Below are 18,568 nucleotides of genomic sequence, written 5' to 3'. Positions count from 1 at the left end.
AACTTGCAGGAAAACTAAAGAGGTTCTTATGAAAACATTATTTAAGCAAGCGACTGTTTATCCTATTACATCTCCTAAATTGCAAGGTGATGTATTAGTAGAAAACGACAAAATCATTGCGTTAGAACAATTTATTGAGGCTAGCAAAGATATGATTGTTATTGATGCACGCGGCCTTCATCTACTTCCAGGCTTTATCGATGTGCATACGCACCTTGGATTATATGACGAAGGAACTGGTTGGGCTGGAAATGACGCAAATGAAACAGCGGAGGTATTAACACCTCATATTCGTTCTCTTGACGGTATTCATCCTTTTGATGTGGCTTTTCGAGACGCCTTGCAAAGCGGTATTACAACTGTGCATGTTATGCCTGGAAGTCAAAATGTAATCGGCGGAACAACATGCGTCATAAAAACAGCAGGAAATAGTATTGATCATATGGTCATTCAAGAACCCGCTGGTTTAAAAATTGCTTTTGGAGAAAATCCAAAACGAATGCACAGCAACGGAAACAAAGAATCTATTACCCGTATGGGAATTATGGGAATGCTTCGAGAAGTATTTTATGAAGCAAAGTACTATGGACATGATACCGATTTTCGAATGATTCCTATTTTGCAAGCGCTTCGCCGCGAAATCCCTATACGTGCCCACGCTCATCGTGCAGATGATATTTTATCTGCTCTTCGCTTCGCTAAAGAATTTAATCTCGACTTACGTATTGAACATTGTACAGAAGGCCATCTTATTGCTGATAAATTAACAGGCCACGATTTAAAAGTATCTGTCGGACCAACATTAACACGCCGTTCAAAAATTGAAATTAAAAACAAATCTTGGCAAACATATCATAATTTATCTACTCATGGGATTGAAGTTTCTATTACGACAGACCACCCCTATACACCCATTCAATATTTAAATGTTTGTGCGGCTATCGCCGTTCGAGAAGGATTAGATGAACATAAAGCTCTAGAAGGAATTACAATTTTACCCGCTCGTAATTTACGATTAGAAAAGAAAATTGGCAGCATAGAGACGAAAAAAGACGCTGACCTTGTCCTATGGACTCATCACCCTTTTCACTATTTAGCCAAGCCTGTATTAACCATGATAGATGGAAAAATTATCTATACAAAAAATTCATAAAAACTAGTTTATTTTTTTGACTAGATGAAGTATTATACGATTATAAACTGAATGAAACCATGATCAATTTGTGTCGTGTTAAGTAATTTCAAATTGATGAATGGGGAAGGCAAATGGTGCGCCACCAGCATTATAGACTGGTTCTAGTGGGTTCGATTCCCACCCCGAAATTTTTTAAAGTTTTATATAAAAATTTCGAGGGTGGGATGTTTTTTTTCGTCATGCTGCCCTCTTTTTAGGAGGAGATAGTATGCTTAAAAAACGTGACCTACATGACAGCCACGTTCTATATGATTTGATGATTCACCCTGATGTCTTCCCCTTTGTGCGTCAGAAGGCATCTTCTTATGATGAATTTTTATTTTTAACAAAACAAACAATTGAAGCGGAAGAACGTGGAGAATTAATTTCGCGCGCAATTGTTGATGAATGGGGAAATCCAATCGGAACCATAACTTTATTCGACATCCAAGAAAAAGCAGGTTTTCTTGGCACTTGGCTCGGTAAACCCTATCATGGAAAAGGTTATAATAAGCCAGCAAAAGATGCTTTCTTTAGTGAGCTTTTCTACGAATTAGATATTGATACTATTTTCATGCGAATTCGCAAATTAAATACTCGTTCTATTAAAGCTGCCGAAAAACTACCATACGTCAATCTAGCAAATGAAACTCGTAAATGTGTATACGATCAAATTAATGCAAACGGTGAAGTATATAACTTATATGAAATTCCAAAAGATCAATACACGTTGCACACAATGCGCGAAGCAACATTCCAAGACACTCACCATTTAAAAGAAGCGTAATCTATGTATATCTCCCTCTGTCATTGGTAACGATAGGTAATGACTTTATGACATGAGGTGAACTGGAATGGATAAGAAAAGACGTGAAAAAATGAAAAGTAAATTATCTAGCACACAAGAAGTTCTCTATCAACGCGAATTTAAAAGAGCAGATCGTGCCGCTGGATATAAGTCAAAAGGAATTTTTTAACATAAAGCTACCTCTTGTTCAGAAGAGGTAGCTTTTTTTGTGGAAAACTTTATCCACAGAAAACAAAAAATGTGTATAAATCAAAATATCTTTCCTATAAAGGAGGAATTTAACCACAGCTGGCTTGTATAATTTGTGGATATTTTTACTAAAACTTGTGGATATTGTGGATAATCTTGTTAATATTTTAAGTTTACTGGATATTGAAAGCGAATTCTTTTGTGGATAAAGTGTAATTCTACAAACCTATGTTGAAAAGTTAAAATGGATTTATATAAACGAAATAACAAAAAAACCTCCTTCTACATAGAAAAGAGGTTCTTATATTAAGTAAAAGACTGTACAAGGGCTGTTGAACGTACCGGTGAATGTACCCGCACGTGATTTTCCTCTAAAATAGAATCCACAATATGAAACGCTGGTTCCGGACGATAAATGCGTTTCATCGCTTCTTTCATTTGCAATAACTTCATATCATCTTGCAATAATTCTTTCGTTTTCGGAATGATTTCATGATCTTCACGAATAACAACTGCTGCACCTTGTTTTTCAAAATACTTCGCATTTTCATTTTCTTGTCCTGGTACTGGTTTATATAAAACGACAGGTACTTGCAAAGCTGCTGCTTCACTTAATGTAATTCCTCCTGGTTTTGTAATCATACAAGAGGTAATACGAAACAGCTCATCAATATTCTCTATATAACCGAATACTTTTAATGCATCTGGATTGCTTTCTTGTAGTTGTAGCAAACCGTCTTGCAATGCTTTATTTTTCCCACAAACTACGGCTATCTGCAGATTAGGAACTAATAGAAAGGACTGACATAACTCTTTTACACTTCCTAGTACTCCATGTGCCCCTGCCACAATAAGTAAAGTCTTTTTGTCTCGTGACAAATTATACTTATCATACAGGGCCTCTACATTAACAGATGCTTCAAAGTTTTTCCGAATCGGAATTCCTGTCTCTACAATTTGCTCAGCAGGTACCCCTACTTCTATCATAATGTTCTTTACATAATCTGTTGCGACAAAATAACGATCCACTTCTCCGTGAATCCATATTTTATGCAAGCAAAAATCAGTAAGTACATTATAAACAGGAATAGAAATTCCTGTTTGTTTTTTTAACTCTGGCACTGCAATGATTGGAAATGTATTAATAACAATATCGGGTTTTTCAGCCTGTAATATCGCTTTTAAACGTTTTCGCCCAAAATTGGCATACCATGATGCGATTTTTTTATCGTAAATTTTTTCAACACCATAATAAAATAAGCGGTATAGCTCTTTCCCAATTGTATAACTTTTTAAATATAAATATTTTGTAATGTCTGTTATGACAGGATGTGATTCACTAAAAAGATCGCATACAATTACATCCTTAAGTCCTCTTTGACGAAATGTTTGTTCTAATGTTTTTGCCACTTGTACATGACCGTTACCGTAATGTGCTGTTAATATTAAAACCTTGGGGTTTTTAATCAAACAAATCCACTCCTAGCTTTTTCGGTCCTTTATATTGCATATGTACAATATAAAAAACAATTTCCTTATAATTTTGCAAGTTTGAACTCCAACGAATTTCCGCTGGATGTGTACCTGTCGTGGATATACAAAGCATATGTTATTGACCCCTTAATCCCATCTGCTCATATCTTAACATTATACTTTCCTATAACTGCTTTCGCAATAACTTGGCATCTATACTTCATGATACGCACTACACTATTTCTTAATTCTTTCTATTGTTTCGTTTTCCCTTTACATTTTTGTAAATTTATCCATATCATTTCTTTACAAAAATAGTCATTTATAATATAAGTATACTCTTTTCCTTATCTTTGCTCTACTATTTATCGAAAGAAAGCAAAAAGTCTAATCCACAATTGGATTAGACTGCTGCTAAAATATTCTTTGCTTTTTGAATACTTTCTTCCGTTGGAGGCTCTACTCCTTCAAGAGGATATTTATGACCTAGTGCCTCCCATTTATAGACCCCTAATTTATGATACGGCAATACTTCTACCTTTTGTACATTATCAAGACTTTGAATAAAGGCTCCGAGCTTTTCTAAGTCCTCTGTACTATCAGTAACTCCAGGTACAAGTACATGACGCACCCAAATTGATTTCTTTTTATCTGATAAATAACGAGCAAATTGCAAAATATGTTCGTTCGGTTTGCCTGTTAATTTACGATGCTTTTTTGAATCAATATGTTTTAAGTCAAGTAATACTAAATCTGTATATTCCATCAAAATATCTAGTTTTCTTTGGAATTCTTCATCTTCAGAATAGCACCCTCCTGAAGAGTCAATTGTTGTATGAATGCCGATCCCTTTACATTTCTTAAACAACTCAATTAAAAAGTCTAACTGTAATAGCGGCTCACCGCCACTTACTGTAATACCACCGCCAGAAGCTTCAATAAAAGGAAGGTAGCATGTAACATCCTGCATCACTTCTTCAACTGTTATTTCTTTCCCTTTACCAATCTCCCATGTATCCGCATTATGACAATATTGACAGCGTAGTAAACACCCTTGTGTAAATATGACATAACGGATTCCTGGACCGTCAACAGTACCACAAGACTCAACAGAATGAATTCTTCCTTTTACCATGTTACTTCCTCCTCTATTAAAACAGCTCCCCTCTGTCTTTATAAAAACAGAGGGAATCTTTTTCCTTACATGCTTTCGTGCATTGTACGGTTAATAACGTCAATTTGTTGTTCACGAGTTAATTTAATGAAGTTAACTGCATAACCAGATACACGAATTGTTAATTGTGGATATTTTTCAGGATGTTCCATTGCATCCATTAATGTGTCACGGTTAAATACGTTAATATTTAAATGATGTCCTTCTTTTACTGCATATCCATCAAGCATAGATACTAAGTTTTTAATTTGTACATCTTCTTCTTTTCCAAGCGCTTTTGGAATAATAGAGAATGTATTAGAAATACCATCTTGTGCATCTTCATATGGTAATTTTGCAACAGATAATAATGATGCTAGTGCTCCTTTTGTATCGCGACCGTGCATTGGGTTTGCACCTGGTGCGAATGGTTCGCCAGCACGACGGCCATCTGGAGTATTACCAGTTTTCTTACCGTATACAACGTTAGAAGTAATCGTTAAGATTGACATTGTATGAACAGAATTACGGTATGTTTTATGTTTACGAAGTTTGTTCATGAATGTTTTCACAAGATTTACCGCAATTTCATCAACGCGATCATCGTTGTTACCGTATTTAGGGAAATCGCCTTCGATTTCAAAGTCTACTGCAACTCCGTTTTCGTCGCGAATTGGTTTTACTTTCGCGTATTTAATTGCACTTAAAGAGTCAGCTACTACAGATAACCCAGCGATACCTGTTGCCATTGTACGAAGAATCTCTGTATCATGAAGTGCCATTTCAATGCGTTCATAGCTATATTTATCATGCATATAATGAATTACATTTAATGTATTTAAATATAAACCTGCTAGCCATTCCATTGTCACATCAAATTTACGCATTACTTCTTCATAATCTAACACTTCAGAAGTGATAGGTGCAAATTCAGGTCCAATTTGTTCTTTTGATTTTTCATCTTTACCACCATTAATTGCATATAATAGTGTCTTAGCTAAGTTTGCACGAGCTCCGAAGAACTGCATTTGCTTACCGATTCTCATTGCAGATACACAACATGCAATACCGTAATCATCACCGTACTCTGGGCGCATAATGTCATCATTTTCATATTGAATTGCAGATGTTTTAATAGACATTTTTGCACAGTAGTTTTTAAAGCCCTGTGGTAATTGTTTAGACCAAAGAACTGTTAAGTTTGGTTCTGGAGCTGGTCCTAAGTTGTCTAATGTATGCAAGAAACGGAATGAGTTTTTCGTTACTAATGGACGACCATCAAGTGAAATACCACCAATAGATTCTGTTACCCAAGTTGGATCACCAGAGAATAATTCATTATAATCAGGTGTTCTTGCAAATTTCACAAGACGTAATTTCATAATGAAGTGATCTACAATTTCTTGTGCTTCTTCTTCTGTTAATGTACCGTTTACTAAATCTCTTTCAATAAAGATATCTAAGAAAGTAGACGTACGGCCAAGACTCATTGCTGCACCATTTTGTTCTTTAATTGCTGCAAGATAAGCAAAATATAACCATTGGAATGCTTCTTGTGCATTTTCTGCTGGCTTAGAAATATCAAAACCGTGAGAAGCTGCCATTTGTTTTAATTCTTGAAGGGCACGAACTTGCTCAGATAATTCTTCGCGTAAACGCATTGTATCTTCGCTCATTACACCGCCAGTTAAATTTAAATCTTCTTTTTTCGCTTCGATTAAACGATCTACACCGTATAATGCAACACGGCGATAGTCACCGATAATACGACCACGGCCATATGCATCTGGAAGACCCGTAATAACGCCTGATTTGCGAGCTGCTCTCATTTCAGGAGTATAAGCATCGAATACACCTTGGTTATGCGTTTTACGATAGTCTCTGAAAATACGGCTTAATTCTTTGTCCATTTCATATCCATAAGACTCACAAGCTTGCTCTGCCATACGAATACCACCGAATGGTTGTAATGAACGCTTAAATGGCTTGTCAGTTTGGAAACCAACTACTTTTTCAATATCTTTATTTAAATATCCTGGGCCATGTGATGTAATAGAAGAAACAATTTTCGTATCCATGTCAAGGACTCCGCCATTGTCACGTTCTTGTGTTGTTAAATCCATTACTTGATCCCAAAGTTGTTTCGTTGCTTCTGTTGCTCCCGCTAAGAAGGAATCATCGCCTTCGTAAACGTTTACATTATTTAAAATGAAGTCGCGGACATCAATCTCTGCTTTCCACTTTTCACCTTTAAAATTTCCCCATGCATTTTTTACATTTTCTAATACTTCAGTCATCCTAATCTCCTCCATTTTTGATTAGTACAGGACTTAGATTTTTTATATAACAGCTTACGTATTTAGAATACTACTTTTTTAAAAAAGTGAACGTTTAAGTTGTGACATGTTTGTGAATAATTGAGCAAACTACTATCTGCGTAGTGTAAATACTACTGCAAACATTGTTAAATTAACCCTATTTTAGTAATTTTGTTTTTTTGACGTTCTAATAAAGGCATCCTTTCCTGTAATATACGAGTCATACCTATTACAAACTGTAATACTCTAAAACTCCATTCTGTTACAATATTTTTGAAACAGAATTAAAAAATCTGTAGCTGTTTCGATACACCTTTTTTCATTTTCGCTTACGTCCTTCATCATACACCAAGCAAATCTTTTGACATTAAATAAAACAAATCACATACCTATACATGAAGTACACACCCCTGTGCCAACATAATAAGGTGAAACTTCTATAAGTAGGAGGAATTTGATATGCGAAAAACAAAAATTGTTTGCACGATTGGACCTGCAAGTGAACAATACGAAACACTGCTTTCTTTACTAGAATCTGGAATGAATGTGGCTCGGTTAAATTTCTCTCATGGAACGCACGAAGAACATCAAGTACGAATTAACACACTCCGAAAAGCAGCAGCAGCCTCCAAAAAGAACATTGCGCTTTTACAAGATATTAAAGGACCAAAAATTCGTACAGATGAATTTGAAGGGGGACAAGCAAAATTACTTGAAGCGGAAACAGTTACTGTTTCCATGAAAAAAGTGCTCGGAACATCTAAATGTTTTTCTGTCACTTATGAAGGCCTATATGATGATGTAGAAATAGGATCTCATCTATTACTCGATGATGGCTTATTAGAACTAGAAGTAACAAAGAAAGATAATGGTGAATTACAAACGAAAGTTATACACGGTGGAATCATTAAAGATCATAAAGGTGTAAACGTACCAAATGTAAAAATTCGCTTGCCAGGTATTACTGAAAAAGATAAACAAGACATTCTGTTTGGCATACAGCAACAGGTTGATTACATCGCAGTTTCTTTCGTCCGTAAAGCTGCAGATATTTTAGAAGTACGCGATATATTAGCAGCGCATAACGCCTCGCACATTCGTATTATCGCAAAAATTGAAAACCAAGAAGGAATTGATAATATAAAAGAAATCGTAGAAGTTGTGGATGCGATTATGGTTGCACGCGGTGATATGGGAATTGAAATCCCAGCAGAATATGTACCAATCATTCAAAAAGAGTTGATTCACACTTGTAATATGTTAGGAAAACCCGTCATTACAGCAACACAAATGCTCGATTCTATGCAAAGAAACCCAAGACCAACAAGAGCGGAAGCATCCGATGTAGCAAACGCCATCTTTGATGGAACAGATGCGATTATGCTTTCAGGAGAGACAGCTGCCGGTGAATATCCGGTGGAAGCCGTACAAATGATGGATAAAATTGCTCTGCAAGTAGAAGAATCTGCTTTATTCCAAAACCAAACGCAATCACTTCACAATGACTACAAACAAATAACAGAAACAATTGGTGCTGCTGCTGTCCAAGCCGCTTATTCCTTACAAGCAAAGGCAATTTTAACACCAACCAAAAGCGGTTATACAGCACAAATGATTTCCAAATACCGTCCACGCACACCGATTATTGCAACAACATCTGAACAATATGTTATGCAGCAACTCGCACTCGTATGGGGAGTACACCCATTTTTCACTGCCCCAAAACAAACGACAGATGAAGTAATTGAACAAGCAATAAGTAACGCTAAAGAACAGCAACTTGTCGCAATGAAAGATCTCATCATTGTAACAGCAGGCGTCCCTGTTAACGAACGCGGAACAACAAATCTGCTGAAAATTGAAGTTGTGAAGTAAAGAAAAACTTATAAATAAACAATACCCCCCTCGGGGAGACGAGAGCATCTGGCCGCGCGTAGAAGCGGTCAGTTCCCTTTCCTGCCACATGCGAAGTTTAAAAGATCATGTTGTATTCTGCATTATCGTAATTTCTATGGCGCAAAATGAAAATGGATTTATATCTCTATCTACTAGTAGAGTAAAAAAAGGCAGATGCACCATGTCATCTACCTTCTTTTACTTTACCATGTTTAACTATTTTTCAACGTCAATACTGCAGCTGCCGCATAATACAGAGCTTTCTCGTACATCGGTTTTTCCACGACTGATAAATTAACAAGCGAGCCGCCGCTAGCCGAAAAGTATTCAATGGCTTCTATCGGAATTGCATCTTCTTTTACTTCAATAGAACTACCATCATTCCATTTTCCTTTTTGGATATTCGCATACAAATCTCCGTTAATCTCACCAACTTCTTCATCATGCTCAGACAGTAAGAGCCACTTCAATTTTTTTAAGCTTAAGATTTGTTTCAATCCACCAATCTTATTCCCTGCCAAGTCATGAAACGTATAAAAATAGGACATGCCGGCTTTTTGTTTTATAATCAGCATCGCTTCGCCCAGTTCGTTATACAAAACAAAGCGTTTTTCAATCAATGCGCTCAAAAAAAACGATACGAAAATCTTCCATAGTTTTTGTAGGTTTGTTTCATATTCTTCTTTTAAAATCCCCATTGTATTTCCATCCATCGAAAAGTATGTAACTGTAGTCACGAAAGCTACTTCTCTTCGTACAACAAATCGATGATGATGCAAGAGCATCGATTTCCCTTCGATTCGAATTGTTGTACCAATTTTCTTCGCCCTCTCTCTTTCTACAAAGCTATAAATCATAAAAATAAAGGCCGTTATAATTATACTAATAAAAGTCATCGTATCTTTGTTCCACTGGAAACGCGGCGTTCGAACATACTCAAAGATAAACGCTATAATAGCAAGTGAAAATATAAAAATAGAAAGAAGAAATAACCTTTTTCCATTCCGTGCATGATGCTCATGAATCCCCATTTTCTCCTCCTCTTTTTTACATATCTTTATTATTATCTCATTTCCTCATGCTTTTTCCAAAGGTATAAATTCATTTTAAATCCCCAACATATAAGTCCCGGTTATGCATAATACAACATGCCCTGCTCTCATATTCTCCTTTTGTTTCAAACCTCGCACGTGGCAGCAACAGGCACCGACCGCTTCTATCCGCGGCCAGTTGCTCTCGCCTGCCCTAAATATTCATTTTAAATCCCCAACATATAAATCGCGGTTATGCATAATACAACATGCCCTGCTCTCATATTCTCCTTTTGTTTCAAATCTCGCACGTGGCAGCAACAGGCACCGACCGCTTCTATCCGCGGCCAGTTGCTCTCGCCCACCTAAAAAAAGAGATTTTAGGGTTTTAGGGTTTTAAGGTTTTAGGTCTTTAGTTTTCTACAAAAAAAGCTATCTCGTAAGATAGCTTTCTAACCTTCCACATGCCGCACCATCGTATAAATATCATTACTTACAACACCAAACGACTTAATGTTATTTTGAATATTAGACAATAACACAACATACGTATTTCCATCCTTACTAAAACTATTTAAACAATTCCATCCTGGCATAACGCCATGATTTGAGTAACTGCCAGGGTCCACATACCAACCAAAACCATAATCCTTTTTAACCGCTGTAAACATTTGATGATAACTATCACTTGAAATAAGCTTTCCAGTAAATAAAGCTTGATCAAATAAATATAAATCATATGCAGTTGTATATATATCACCACAGCCAAATAATTGCGCCATGCTTGGTAAATCTGGTGTTGTCATTTGATTATCTACAATTTTATAACCGGTAGATGGATATTTTCCTTGTTGAAATTGATCACCAAATCCTGAACGTTTCATACCGACTACTTCAAAGATATTCTTTTGAATATAATCTTGAAGGGATTGTCCGCTCACTTTCTCGGCAATATACGCAAGCACGGAATAATTGGAATCCGAGTATTTCCATTTTGATCCGGGCGGGAATGCCAGCTTTTGCTTTCCTATTCTCTTAATTAATTCCTCATGGGTGATATTCTCCGATCCTTCGCTGTACTCTGGAATCCCTGACGTATGCGTAAGAAGGTGTACTAATTTAATTTCTTCACCCCTTGGAAAATCAGGAATATATTTCGCGACAGTATCTTCTATGTTTAACTTATTTTGTTCTTTCAATTGCATAATAGCAGTTGCGACAAAAGCTTTTGTAATGGAACCAATATAGTAGGATGTCTCTGAATTATTAGCAACATTTTTTTCTTGATTGGCAAGTCCATATCCTTTGTTCAAAAGAACCTTTCCGTTTTTTACAACAACCGCTGTACCGCTAAAGTTTTTACTTTTCATATACTCATCTAACTGGGCATTATTATTGATTTCTTGCGGAGGTTGCTCAACTACCACTTCTTCTTTTGGTTTCTCTACAACCTCTTTCTTTACTTCTGCTTTCTTTACTCCTTTTTTCACTTCTCTTTTTTCTTCTTTTACTGCTTGTAACGTTGCCTTTTCTTTATCATGGGAAGTAACTTTCGTATATCCCCAATACACAAGGGCAAACAACAGACTAAGAATAATCGTTCGTTTGATATATACAATCGGTCTGCGAGATTTCATAACGATAAAAACCTGCCTTTTTACATAGTTGCTCATTTCACATCTTACTTTATCACGCAACCAGTATTTTACCAATGCCATGCACAAAAAAAATAAAAAAGATCACCAAAAATGCAAGATAGCCGTTATATTTGTAATGAAAAAACCTCATTTTTATCCCGCATTAACGTCTCCACTGACAGAAGTTTCACTTTATCTAACGGATTTACTTTTAGGTTGCAAAATGATAAAAAACATACCGTTTCTTATGTTTATATGATACTTATACGTGTTTCTTCATATCATCAGCAACAGACTCAACGTTTATTCTAATGATAACTTGTACACTTGTATCTAAAAATGAAGTTAAGGCAAGACCAATTAACATACCTGTAACTGCTTTACACTTTTCTGGTTTTGCTGCTGGTAAACCAAACATCATAATTGGGAAGAAACCTGTCATAAACATAACCTGCTCTCACTTCCTCCTTTTGTTTCAAACCTCGCACGTGGCAGGAAAAGGTACTGACCGCTTCTATGCATGGCCAGATGCTCTCGCCCTCCCCTAAAAAAGGGGTTTTTATGTTGTTTTTTCATTTTATCATTCCTCTATTTCATGTTATTATTTATTTCCACACTTGTCGGGCAAGTTAAATTTAATGACTAATACAACTAGGGGTGTTTTATTATGCAGTGTATCGAGACTAACAACTTACAACAATTATTAGATCAAGTTCAGCCCTATACGAAACAAGGTAAGCTTGCAACGTATATTCCTGAGTTAGGAAACGCAAATCCCGATGACTTAGGAATTGCAATTTATCATATAGACGGCCATTACGTTCACGCCGGGAAATCCCAGACACTCTTTACACTTCAGAGTATTTCAAAAGTAATTACACTTGCGCTCGCACTTTTAGATTGCGGCGAGGAATATGTATTTTCTAAAGTTGGCATGGAACCGACTGGTGATCCTTTTAATTCTATTATTAAGCTAGAAACAACAAGCCCATCTAAACCATTAAATCCAATGATTAATGCCGGGGCATTAGCGATTACAAGTATGATTGCAGGAAATTCTAATGAAGAGAAAATGGAACGTATCCTTCAATTTGTTCGTGATATTACAGATAATCCTTCCATTAACTACTCTTCTAAAGTGGCCATCTCTGAATTAGAAACAGCTTATTTAAATCGTTCTCTTTGTTATTATATGAAGCAAAACAACATCATTGACGGCGATATCGAAGAGTTAATGGACCTATACACACGCCAATGCGCAATCGAAGTAAGCTGCATCGACTTAGCTCGTATTGGGCTCATTTTTGCAATGGATGGTTACGATCCATATTATAAGAAGCAAATTATCCCAAAACACATTACAAAAATTTGTAAAACATTTATGGTGACATGTGGTATGTACAACGAATCTGGAGAATTTGCAATTCGCGTTGGAATCCCAGCGAAAAGTGGTGTAGCTGGCGGGATTTTAGGATGTGTAAAAGGTGAAATGGGTATTGGTATTTTTGGCCCTGCACTAGATGCAAACGGAAATAGCCTTGCTGGATTTAAAATATTAGAATTACTTTCTGAACAACAAGGTTGGAGTATTTTCTAAAAAGCGTCGGAAACGACGCTTTTTTTTCAATATAATTGTGCATATTCACCATGCATCTCCGAATAGTATAGTACAGCCTAGTGTATTTCCATTTAGGGTTCTAAATGGTTAACTAACTTGTTCTTACGGAAAGTATCCTGAATAAAATGGAGGTGCTCATGAAACTCATCCTTCAAACAGAAGATCAGGCAGTTCTCGAGAAGACCATCCTTCTTTTTGTATTAAGCATCGTTGAAAGTTTAAAATTAAAAGTTGTTTCCCTTGATGAAGCCTATCGATACATATTTAATCTAGATGTACTGGAATTGTTAATGGACCGCAGTATTGATGATAAAGTATTAGAAATCGTCCATTTCGGCATCGAATTAGAAGACATTCAAAATTTAATCCCAGAAGATTTAGAACAAAATATCGAAGAGTTAAAATGGCGCTGTATTCAAGCATTAAGCGACTATGAAATGTATGAAGAAACGAAACAACTATTTGAGGATATTCGATAAGTAGAAAAAAGCACCTTTTCAGGTGCTTTTTAATGTTTTTTCAAACTATTTTTATACGTTTCAATATTTACTGGTAATTCTTCCTCTTCTAACGTATGTTCATTTACATCTTTATGAATATACGCACCTTTTGGAGGCTGATGATCATGTCCTTTTTTCTTATGATCAAAGGATTTACCGCGTCCCATACTAACACCTTCCTTTAACTAAAGTCTATGTTAGTATAAATAAAAGTTCGTCGACATATGCAATTGCAGTAGAATTGGCAAAAGAAAAATTACTTGATATGAAGAACAAATCAAAGAAAGAAGAATAGCTCATTCCACATAAAAAATAAAGGCTGTTCATAAAAAACAGCCTTTATCTCCTCCTAAAAATCAACCTTCTCCAAATACAACCCGCTCGCATCCGCAAGACAATTGATTTGATTTCGTTGTTTTCCCTCTAAAATTTGCGGTATTGCTTCAGCGTCTAACTGACCTAATCCAACCTCTATTAACGCTCCGACAATCTTTCTCACCATATTGTGAAGAAAGCCGTTTCCACTCACTCTAATTTGAACGAAGCCATCCTTTTCCGTTACATCTAACGAGTAGATTTCACGAACCATGGATTTTTTCTTCGACTTTGCATTAGAGAAAGCCGTAAAATCATGCGAACCGATTAAATATTGAGCTGCTTTTTTCATGCGTTCAACATTTAACATTTTCCCAACATGCATGCTGTATTTACGCATGAATGGATTCGTATGTTCTTCGTTCCAAATTTTATATAAATACGTTTTCGCTTTTGAATTGTAGCGGGCATGGAAACGCTCCGGAACTAATTCCACGTTCGTAATACTAATATCATTTGGTAAGTGTTGATTTAAATATTTTTTCACTTTATGTTCTACCAAATTTTCATCACTTTTAAAGTTAGCGACTTGATTCAGAGCATGTACACCCGCATCGGTTCTGCTGCAGCCAATAATTTCAATTTCTCTTCCGATCATTTCTGATAATATACTTTCAATTTTTCCTTGAATGGTATTATCGTTATTCCCAAGACGCTGCCAACCTTTATAGCGGCCACCGTCATATTGAATTGTTAATTTGTAGTTATTCATTGTTTTCTGCTACTAAACTTATTCTGTTTTTAGTAACAGATTCACCGCCTTTCTTGTACCTGTACCTAAATATACACCTTCATGTGAAAAAATACCACGCCACAGCGTACTGCGGTAGATAATGAATACAAAAAGACCGATTTTACTCGATCTTTTGTATTCACGCTTAATTATTAAAGTTAATCCTCAAAACCTAACCACAACTCCATCGCCGAATCTAGTTCATGATGTAATTCAAGTTTCCTACTATATAGCTGATTAAGTTCCTCATACTCGATACGATCAGCAGCCATCGCTATATCTAACTGCCTGATTTCCTCTTCAATCCTTTCAATCTTTGTTAATGCCTTAGCTTTTGCTGCTTCCTGGTTTATACCTTCAGAACCATTTCTTTGTTTCTTCACCTTCACGCTATTTTTAACCGGCTCCTTCACATTCTGTAAGCTTAACTCCTCTTTTACACTTTTATAATAATCGTAATTTCCAAAGTAGCTTTTACAAGAATGCTCCTCAATAACAATCACTCTTTCACCGAATTTATTAATAAAATATCTGTCGTGAGATATAAAAAATATTGTTCCTTTAAAGTCTTCCAGCGCTTCCTCAAGAGTTTCGATTGAATCAATATCAAGATGATTTGTCGGCTCATCCAGTATTAATAAATTTACATCTTGATATAACAACATACCAAGCTTGAGCCTAATTCTCTCTCCTCCTGATAAATGTTTTACTTTTTTAAAGACGCTATTTTTATAAAACATGAATTTTGATAAATATTCCCGCGCTTTTCCTTCCAGTATCGAGATATCCTCTCTAAAGCATTCAAGCACCGTAAGCTCTTCATCTTTGAAGATGATTTTCTGTGGTAAATATGCCGCCATCACATTAGCACCTAATTCTACCACACCATGATCCGGCTGCTCTTCACCTAAAAGCATCTTTAAAAACGTAGTTTTTCCGCTGCCATTCGAACCAATTAACCCGACTCTTTCCCCGTAATGAACCATTACATCAGCATCCTTTAAAATTACTTTCTCTCCATAGCTCTTAGAAAGTCCTACTGCCTTAATGGTTTCATTTCCGGATCTTTGCGCAGCTTTTACATGCAACTTCATATTTTGTCTTTCAAAAACAGGTTTTTCAATCCGCTCCATTTTATCGAGCTTTTTTTGTATACTAGCAGCTCTTCTAAAGAACTTATTATTATCAGCTCTCATCGCCCAATCTCTCAAATCTGTTACGGTCTTTTCCATGGAATTGATCTTTTTTTGCTGTTCTCTAAAATGTTCGTATTGAATGCGTAAATTTTCTTCCTTTTGATTCACATAAGATGAATAGTTACCCTTATAGGTAATAGACTCCATATCCTCTATTTCTACAATCTTTGTGACTACATTGTCCAAAAAATATCGATCATGGGATACGATAATGACAACTCCTTTGTAGCTCTTCAAATAGCCTTCGAGCCATTCAACGGAATCCATATCTAAGTGATTTGTCGGTTCATCAAGCAGCAAGATGTCTGGATCATGAATCAACAGTTTTCCAAGTACAACGGTCGTTTTTTCACCGCCGCTCAATAAATCGAAATCCTTACTTAAAAAGCTTTCATCAAATTTCAGCCCTGTGCAAACCTTTCCTAATTTTTCTTCTATATCATATCCGCCCTTCACTTCATATAATTGAACCAAGTCACTGTACTTTTGCAGAGCTTTTTCTAAATCACTATCTGCTAACATCTTCATTTGTTCTTCTAATCCTCGCATTTCTTTCTCTATACAATGAACTTCCTCAAAAGCCATGTTTAAAACATCAATAACCTTTAAGCCCTGTGGATACGAAGGCGTTTGCTCAAGATATGCACAAGTTGCCCCTCTCGGAAAATGAATAAGACCCTCATCATATCCATAGCTTGAGGTTTGTGGATAACCTGGATAGTAATGCATAAGCTCTATCCCTGCAATTAACTTCAAGATCGTACTCTTTCCGCTGCCATTTGCGCCAACAATACCAACTTTCTCTCCTGCATAAACTTCAAAGCTTATATTTTTAAGAACAAGCGTAGCATCCATATATTTCTTAACACCATTTAACGTTAACTCAAACATGCAATTCCCTTCTTTCATCCATAATACAAGTTACGCATTTTATGGACAGGACAAAGAAGACCTTCAATACTATTTTATTTTTCAAATAAAAAGGCTGTAAGAAGATGATGTCTTCTTACAGCCTAAATAATCTGTGAATATAATTTATAAGCAAAAAATGTGTACGACAAAAATACATTGTTATGCCTATATACCCCGCCTCCTAAACAGCAGTGATATATCTTATAAATTATAATCTCGATTTTAGTAAAGTAAGTTACCTTCTAAATTGCCTTGATTCCATAAAGAGCATAACGAAATAAACCTAACTAAATTAGGAAAATTGATACTCGTTATAAAATCCATATTAATTTTTAAATTAAAATCAATATTAGCAATTAGTTGGCGTCATAACTTACTTTCCTCCTTCGAAATTTTCTATATTATCTCATTTTTCTTTACTTTTGTAAATACAATTAATGGAATTAGCAATTTACAATCTCATTCATGGATGCCATCCATGTTCCTGCAAAAACTTCTGGAGTTCTTCTTCAGACGGGACATGTTTCTCCCACTCTTCACACTCCTTTAGAAACTTCTCAGTCTCACAGGCCACAGACGGTTCCTTCTTCCGAAACCTCACTTCTGCTTCCTCTACTTCACAAAGCTTTGTATATCCTTTTTCATGCCAGTCCCGCAGAATTCCCTTCACATAGGCAAGCGTATGTTTATTATTTTCATGGGCAATCTGAAGTGCTTTTAATACAAGTCCATCTGACAAATCACCCATCCACGCATTCAGTTCCTCCTTTGTATACGGTGACAAGCTGCCAAAGTTTTGTTCATAAAACGTGAATACATTGCCATCAGAAGGCATTTCTTCATCTGCTTCACAGCTTTCAACGTCAGCTTGAGGATTCTTAGCAGGCATGCCAAAATACTCTAATAATAGCGGGATATTCATCTCTTCCTCCAAACATTTTTGCAAAAACATATGTACAAACTGTCTGCTTTTCACAGTCTTTAACTCACGCAGCACACATTTCTCAACGTTCGTGTTTGTAACTGGGTTATAGCGTAACCAATTCTTAATGTATAACTCCTTCGTTTCTGGATCATATACTATTTTTCCATAGTCAATGAACCGCTGCAGCAGCTTCTCAACAGTCTCTCGGTTATAGCCTGTTTCCATCTCCGCCAAACGCTTCGGCAAGGAATAAATGCCGCATTGCGTCGTTTTAGAACATGTCAGCAAGTATATGTAAAAATATCGCTCCTCCGGTGTTAACTCCAATACAAAATCATCCTGCCAAAAATTCACCTGTATAGTTCGGTATACTGCCATATTAATTCCTCCCATCTTTCCCCGCACATATGAAATTTCCGTTCCCTCAATAGATATAAGGACGAATGAGGAAATTTGGCAATTTGATTTTTAAAAAATGACTACTACGGTTTGATTTCTCTCAGGGGTGATTCTTGTAGTAGTAGTTTTTTTATTTTGTTTTTGTAATGATTTATTACTTGTAAGGGGCTTATAATGGGCTTACAAGGGGATTGAAAGGGGCTATTCATTGTGAGTGGAATGAGTTTGGCC

At 36.1% G+C, this 18,568-nt stretch carries 15 protein-coding genes and 2 pseudogenes; 6 read left to right on the top strand and 11 right to left on the bottom strand.

Annotated features, from left to right (window positions below; genetic code table 11):
- The first annotated feature begins 28 nt into the window (after nucleotides 1–28).
- The 3 genes from H280_RS0111070 (at nucleotide 29) to H280_RS25025 (ending at nucleotide 2,151) form a co-directional block, all read left to right on the top strand.
- On the top strand, nucleotides 29–1,153 hold the full coding sequence (locus H280_RS0111070) for an amidohydrolase (RefSeq protein WP_020061193.1): 1,125 nt from the start codon (nucleotides 29–31) through the stop codon (nucleotides 1,151–1,153).
- Nucleotides 1,154–1,403: 250 nt separating this feature from the next.
- On the top strand, nucleotides 1,404–1,961 hold the full coding sequence (locus H280_RS0111065) for a GNAT family N-acetyltransferase (RefSeq protein WP_020061192.1): 558 nt from the start codon (nucleotides 1,404–1,406) through the stop codon (nucleotides 1,959–1,961).
- A gap of 67 nt (nucleotides 1,962–2,028) precedes the next feature.
- Nucleotides 2,029–2,151 (top strand): YfhE family protein, encoded by a 123-nt coding sequence (locus H280_RS25025; RefSeq protein ID WP_020061191.1) that lies wholly within the window; start codon nucleotides 2,029–2,031, stop codon nucleotides 2,149–2,151.
- A gap of 326 nt (nucleotides 2,152–2,477) precedes the next feature.
- Here the strand turns inward: H280_RS25025 and H280_RS0111055 are convergent, their stop codons facing one another.
- From H280_RS0111055 to pflB, 4 genes are all read right to left on the bottom strand, one after another.
- Nucleotides 2,478–3,641, bottom strand: coding sequence for a diglucosyl diacylglycerol synthase (locus H280_RS0111055; protein WP_020061190.1), 1,164 nt, complete (start codon nucleotides 3,639–3,641; stop codon nucleotides 2,478–2,480).
- On the bottom strand, nucleotides 3,634–3,777 hold the full coding sequence (locus H280_RS25725) for a hypothetical protein (RefSeq protein ID WP_020061189.1): 144 nt from the start codon (nucleotides 3,775–3,777) through the stop codon (nucleotides 3,634–3,636). The genes H280_RS0111055 and H280_RS25725 overlap by 8 nt, the downstream gene beginning before the upstream one ends.
- 270 nt (nucleotides 3,778–4,047) lie before the next feature.
- A complete protein-coding gene (pflA, locus tag H280_RS0111045; RefSeq protein ID WP_020061188.1) occupies nucleotides 4,048–4,779 on the bottom strand; it encodes a pyruvate formate-lyase-activating protein in 732 nt (243 codons plus the stop codon).
- Between the two features lie 65 nt (nucleotides 4,780–4,844).
- A complete protein-coding gene (gene pflB / locus H280_RS0111040; RefSeq protein ID WP_020061187.1) occupies nucleotides 4,845–7,094 on the bottom strand; it encodes a formate C-acetyltransferase in 2,250 nt (749 codons plus the stop codon).
- Nucleotides 7,095–7,574: 480 nt separating this feature from the next.
- Here pflB and pyk point away from each other — a divergent pair.
- A pseudogene (pyk, locus tag H280_RS23490) lies at nucleotides 7,575–8,984 on the top strand (pyruvate kinase); the annotation flags it as partial.
- 239 nt (nucleotides 8,985–9,223) lie between these two features.
- On the opposite strand, the gene H280_RS0111030 reads toward pyk, so the two are convergent.
- The 3 genes and pseudogenes from H280_RS0111030 to H280_RS27005 form a co-directional block, all read right to left on the bottom strand.
- A complete protein-coding gene (locus H280_RS0111030) occupies nucleotides 9,224–10,042 on the bottom strand; it encodes a hypothetical protein (protein ID WP_020061185.1) in 819 nt (272 codons plus the stop codon).
- 452 nt (nucleotides 10,043–10,494) lie between these two features.
- Nucleotides 10,495–11,679, bottom strand: a complete 1,185-nt coding sequence (locus H280_RS0111025; RefSeq protein WP_034303739.1) for a serine hydrolase — start codon at nucleotides 11,677–11,679, stop codon at nucleotides 10,495–10,497.
- Nucleotides 11,680–12,013: 334 nt separating this feature from the next.
- Nucleotides 12,014–12,127 (bottom strand): annotated as a pseudogene (locus H280_RS27005) (hypothetical protein); the annotation flags it as partial.
- Nucleotides 12,128–12,346: 219 nt separating this feature from the next.
- Here H280_RS27005 and glsA point away from each other — a divergent pair.
- Both glsA and H280_RS0111005 read left to right on the top strand, forming a co-directional pair.
- The gene (glsA, locus tag H280_RS0111010; protein WP_020061181.1) at nucleotides 12,347–13,276 is read left to right on the top strand and encodes a glutaminase A; all 930 of its coding nucleotides are present in this window, start codon (nucleotides 12,347–12,349) and stop codon (nucleotides 13,274–13,276) included.
- A 158-nt stretch (nucleotides 13,277–13,434) separates the two neighbouring features.
- The gene (locus tag H280_RS0111005; protein WP_020061180.1) at nucleotides 13,435–13,776 is read left to right on the top strand and encodes a DUF3969 family protein; all 342 of its coding nucleotides are present in this window, start codon (nucleotides 13,435–13,437) and stop codon (nucleotides 13,774–13,776) included.
- 29 nt (nucleotides 13,777–13,805) lie between these two features.
- Here the strand turns inward: H280_RS0111005 and H280_RS26110 are convergent, their stop codons facing one another.
- The 4 genes from H280_RS26110 to H280_RS0110985 all read right to left on the bottom strand — a co-directional run bounded on the left by H280_RS26110 (nucleotide 13,806) and on the right by H280_RS0110985 (nucleotide 18,316).
- Nucleotides 13,806–13,964: a hypothetical protein gene (locus H280_RS26110; RefSeq protein WP_020061179.1), complete on the bottom strand. Its 159-nt coding sequence runs from the start codon at nucleotides 13,962–13,964 to the stop codon at nucleotides 13,806–13,808.
- Between the two features lie 182 nt (nucleotides 13,965–14,146).
- A complete protein-coding gene (gene truA / locus H280_RS0110995; protein WP_020061178.1) occupies nucleotides 14,147–14,884 on the bottom strand; it encodes a tRNA pseudouridine(38-40) synthase TruA in 738 nt (245 codons plus the stop codon).
- A 179-nt stretch (nucleotides 14,885–15,063) separates the two neighbouring features.
- Nucleotides 15,064–16,992, bottom strand: coding sequence for a ribosomal protection-like ABC-F family protein (gene abc-f / locus H280_RS0110990; RefSeq protein WP_020061177.1), 1,929 nt, complete (start codon nucleotides 16,990–16,992; stop codon nucleotides 15,064–15,066).
- A gap of 484 nt (nucleotides 16,993–17,476) precedes the next feature.
- Entirely contained in the window at nucleotides 17,477–18,316 is an 840-nt protein-coding gene (locus tag H280_RS0110985; protein WP_020061176.1) for a DnaD domain-containing protein, read from the bottom strand.
- Between the last annotated feature and the right edge of the window lie 252 nt (nucleotides 18,317–18,568).

The sequence above is a fragment of the Bacillus sp. 123MFChir2 genome, from assembly GCF_000383235.1.
Classification (GTDB): domain Bacteria; phylum Bacillota; class Bacilli; order Bacillales; family Bacillaceae_G; genus Bacillus_A.
This window is presented reverse-complemented; position numbering and strand designations above follow the sequence as displayed.

Coding starts and splice junctions, on each gene's coding strand:
- pflA (WP_020061188.1), bottom strand. CDS start 4,779: ATGGTAAAAGGAAGAATTCATTCTGTTGAGTCTTGTGGTACTGTTGAC.
- H280_RS0111030 (WP_020061185.1), bottom strand. CDS start 10,042: ATGGGGATTCATGAGCATCATGCACGGAATGGAAAAAGGTTATTTCTT.
- H280_RS0111070 (WP_020061193.1), top strand. CDS start 29: ATGAAAACATTATTTAAGCAAGCGACTGTTTATCCTATTACATCTCCT.
- abc-f (WP_020061177.1), bottom strand. CDS start 16,992: ATGTTTGAGTTAACGTTAAATGGTGTTAAGAAATATATGGATGCTACG.
- H280_RS0111025 (WP_034303739.1), bottom strand. CDS start 11,679: ATGAAATCTCGCAGACCGATTGTATATATCAAACGAACGATTATTCTT.
- H280_RS25725 (WP_020061189.1), bottom strand. CDS start 3,777: ATGCTTTGTATATCCACGACAGGTACACATCCAGCGGAAATTCGTTGG.
- glsA (WP_020061181.1), top strand. CDS start 12,347: ATGCAGTGTATCGAGACTAACAACTTACAACAATTATTAGATCAAGTT.
- H280_RS0110985 (WP_020061176.1), bottom strand. CDS start 18,316: ATGGCAGTATACCGAACTATACAGGTGAATTTTTGGCAGGATGATTTT.
- pflB (WP_020061187.1), bottom strand. CDS start 7,094: ATGACTGAAGTATTAGAAAATGTAAAAAATGCATGGGGAAATTTTAAA.
- H280_RS0111005 (WP_020061180.1), top strand. CDS start 13,435: ATGAAACTCATCCTTCAAACAGAAGATCAGGCAGTTCTCGAGAAGACC.
- H280_RS25025 (WP_020061191.1), top strand. CDS start 2,029: ATGGATAAGAAAAGACGTGAAAAAATGAAAAGTAAATTATCTAGCACA.
- H280_RS26110 (WP_020061179.1), bottom strand. CDS start 13,964: ATGGGACGCGGTAAATCCTTTGATCATAAGAAAAAAGGACATGATCAT.
- H280_RS0111065 (WP_020061192.1), top strand. CDS start 1,404: ATGCTTAAAAAACGTGACCTACATGACAGCCACGTTCTATATGATTTG.
- truA (WP_020061178.1), bottom strand. CDS start 14,884: ATGAATAACTACAAATTAACAATTCAATATGACGGTGGCCGCTATAAA.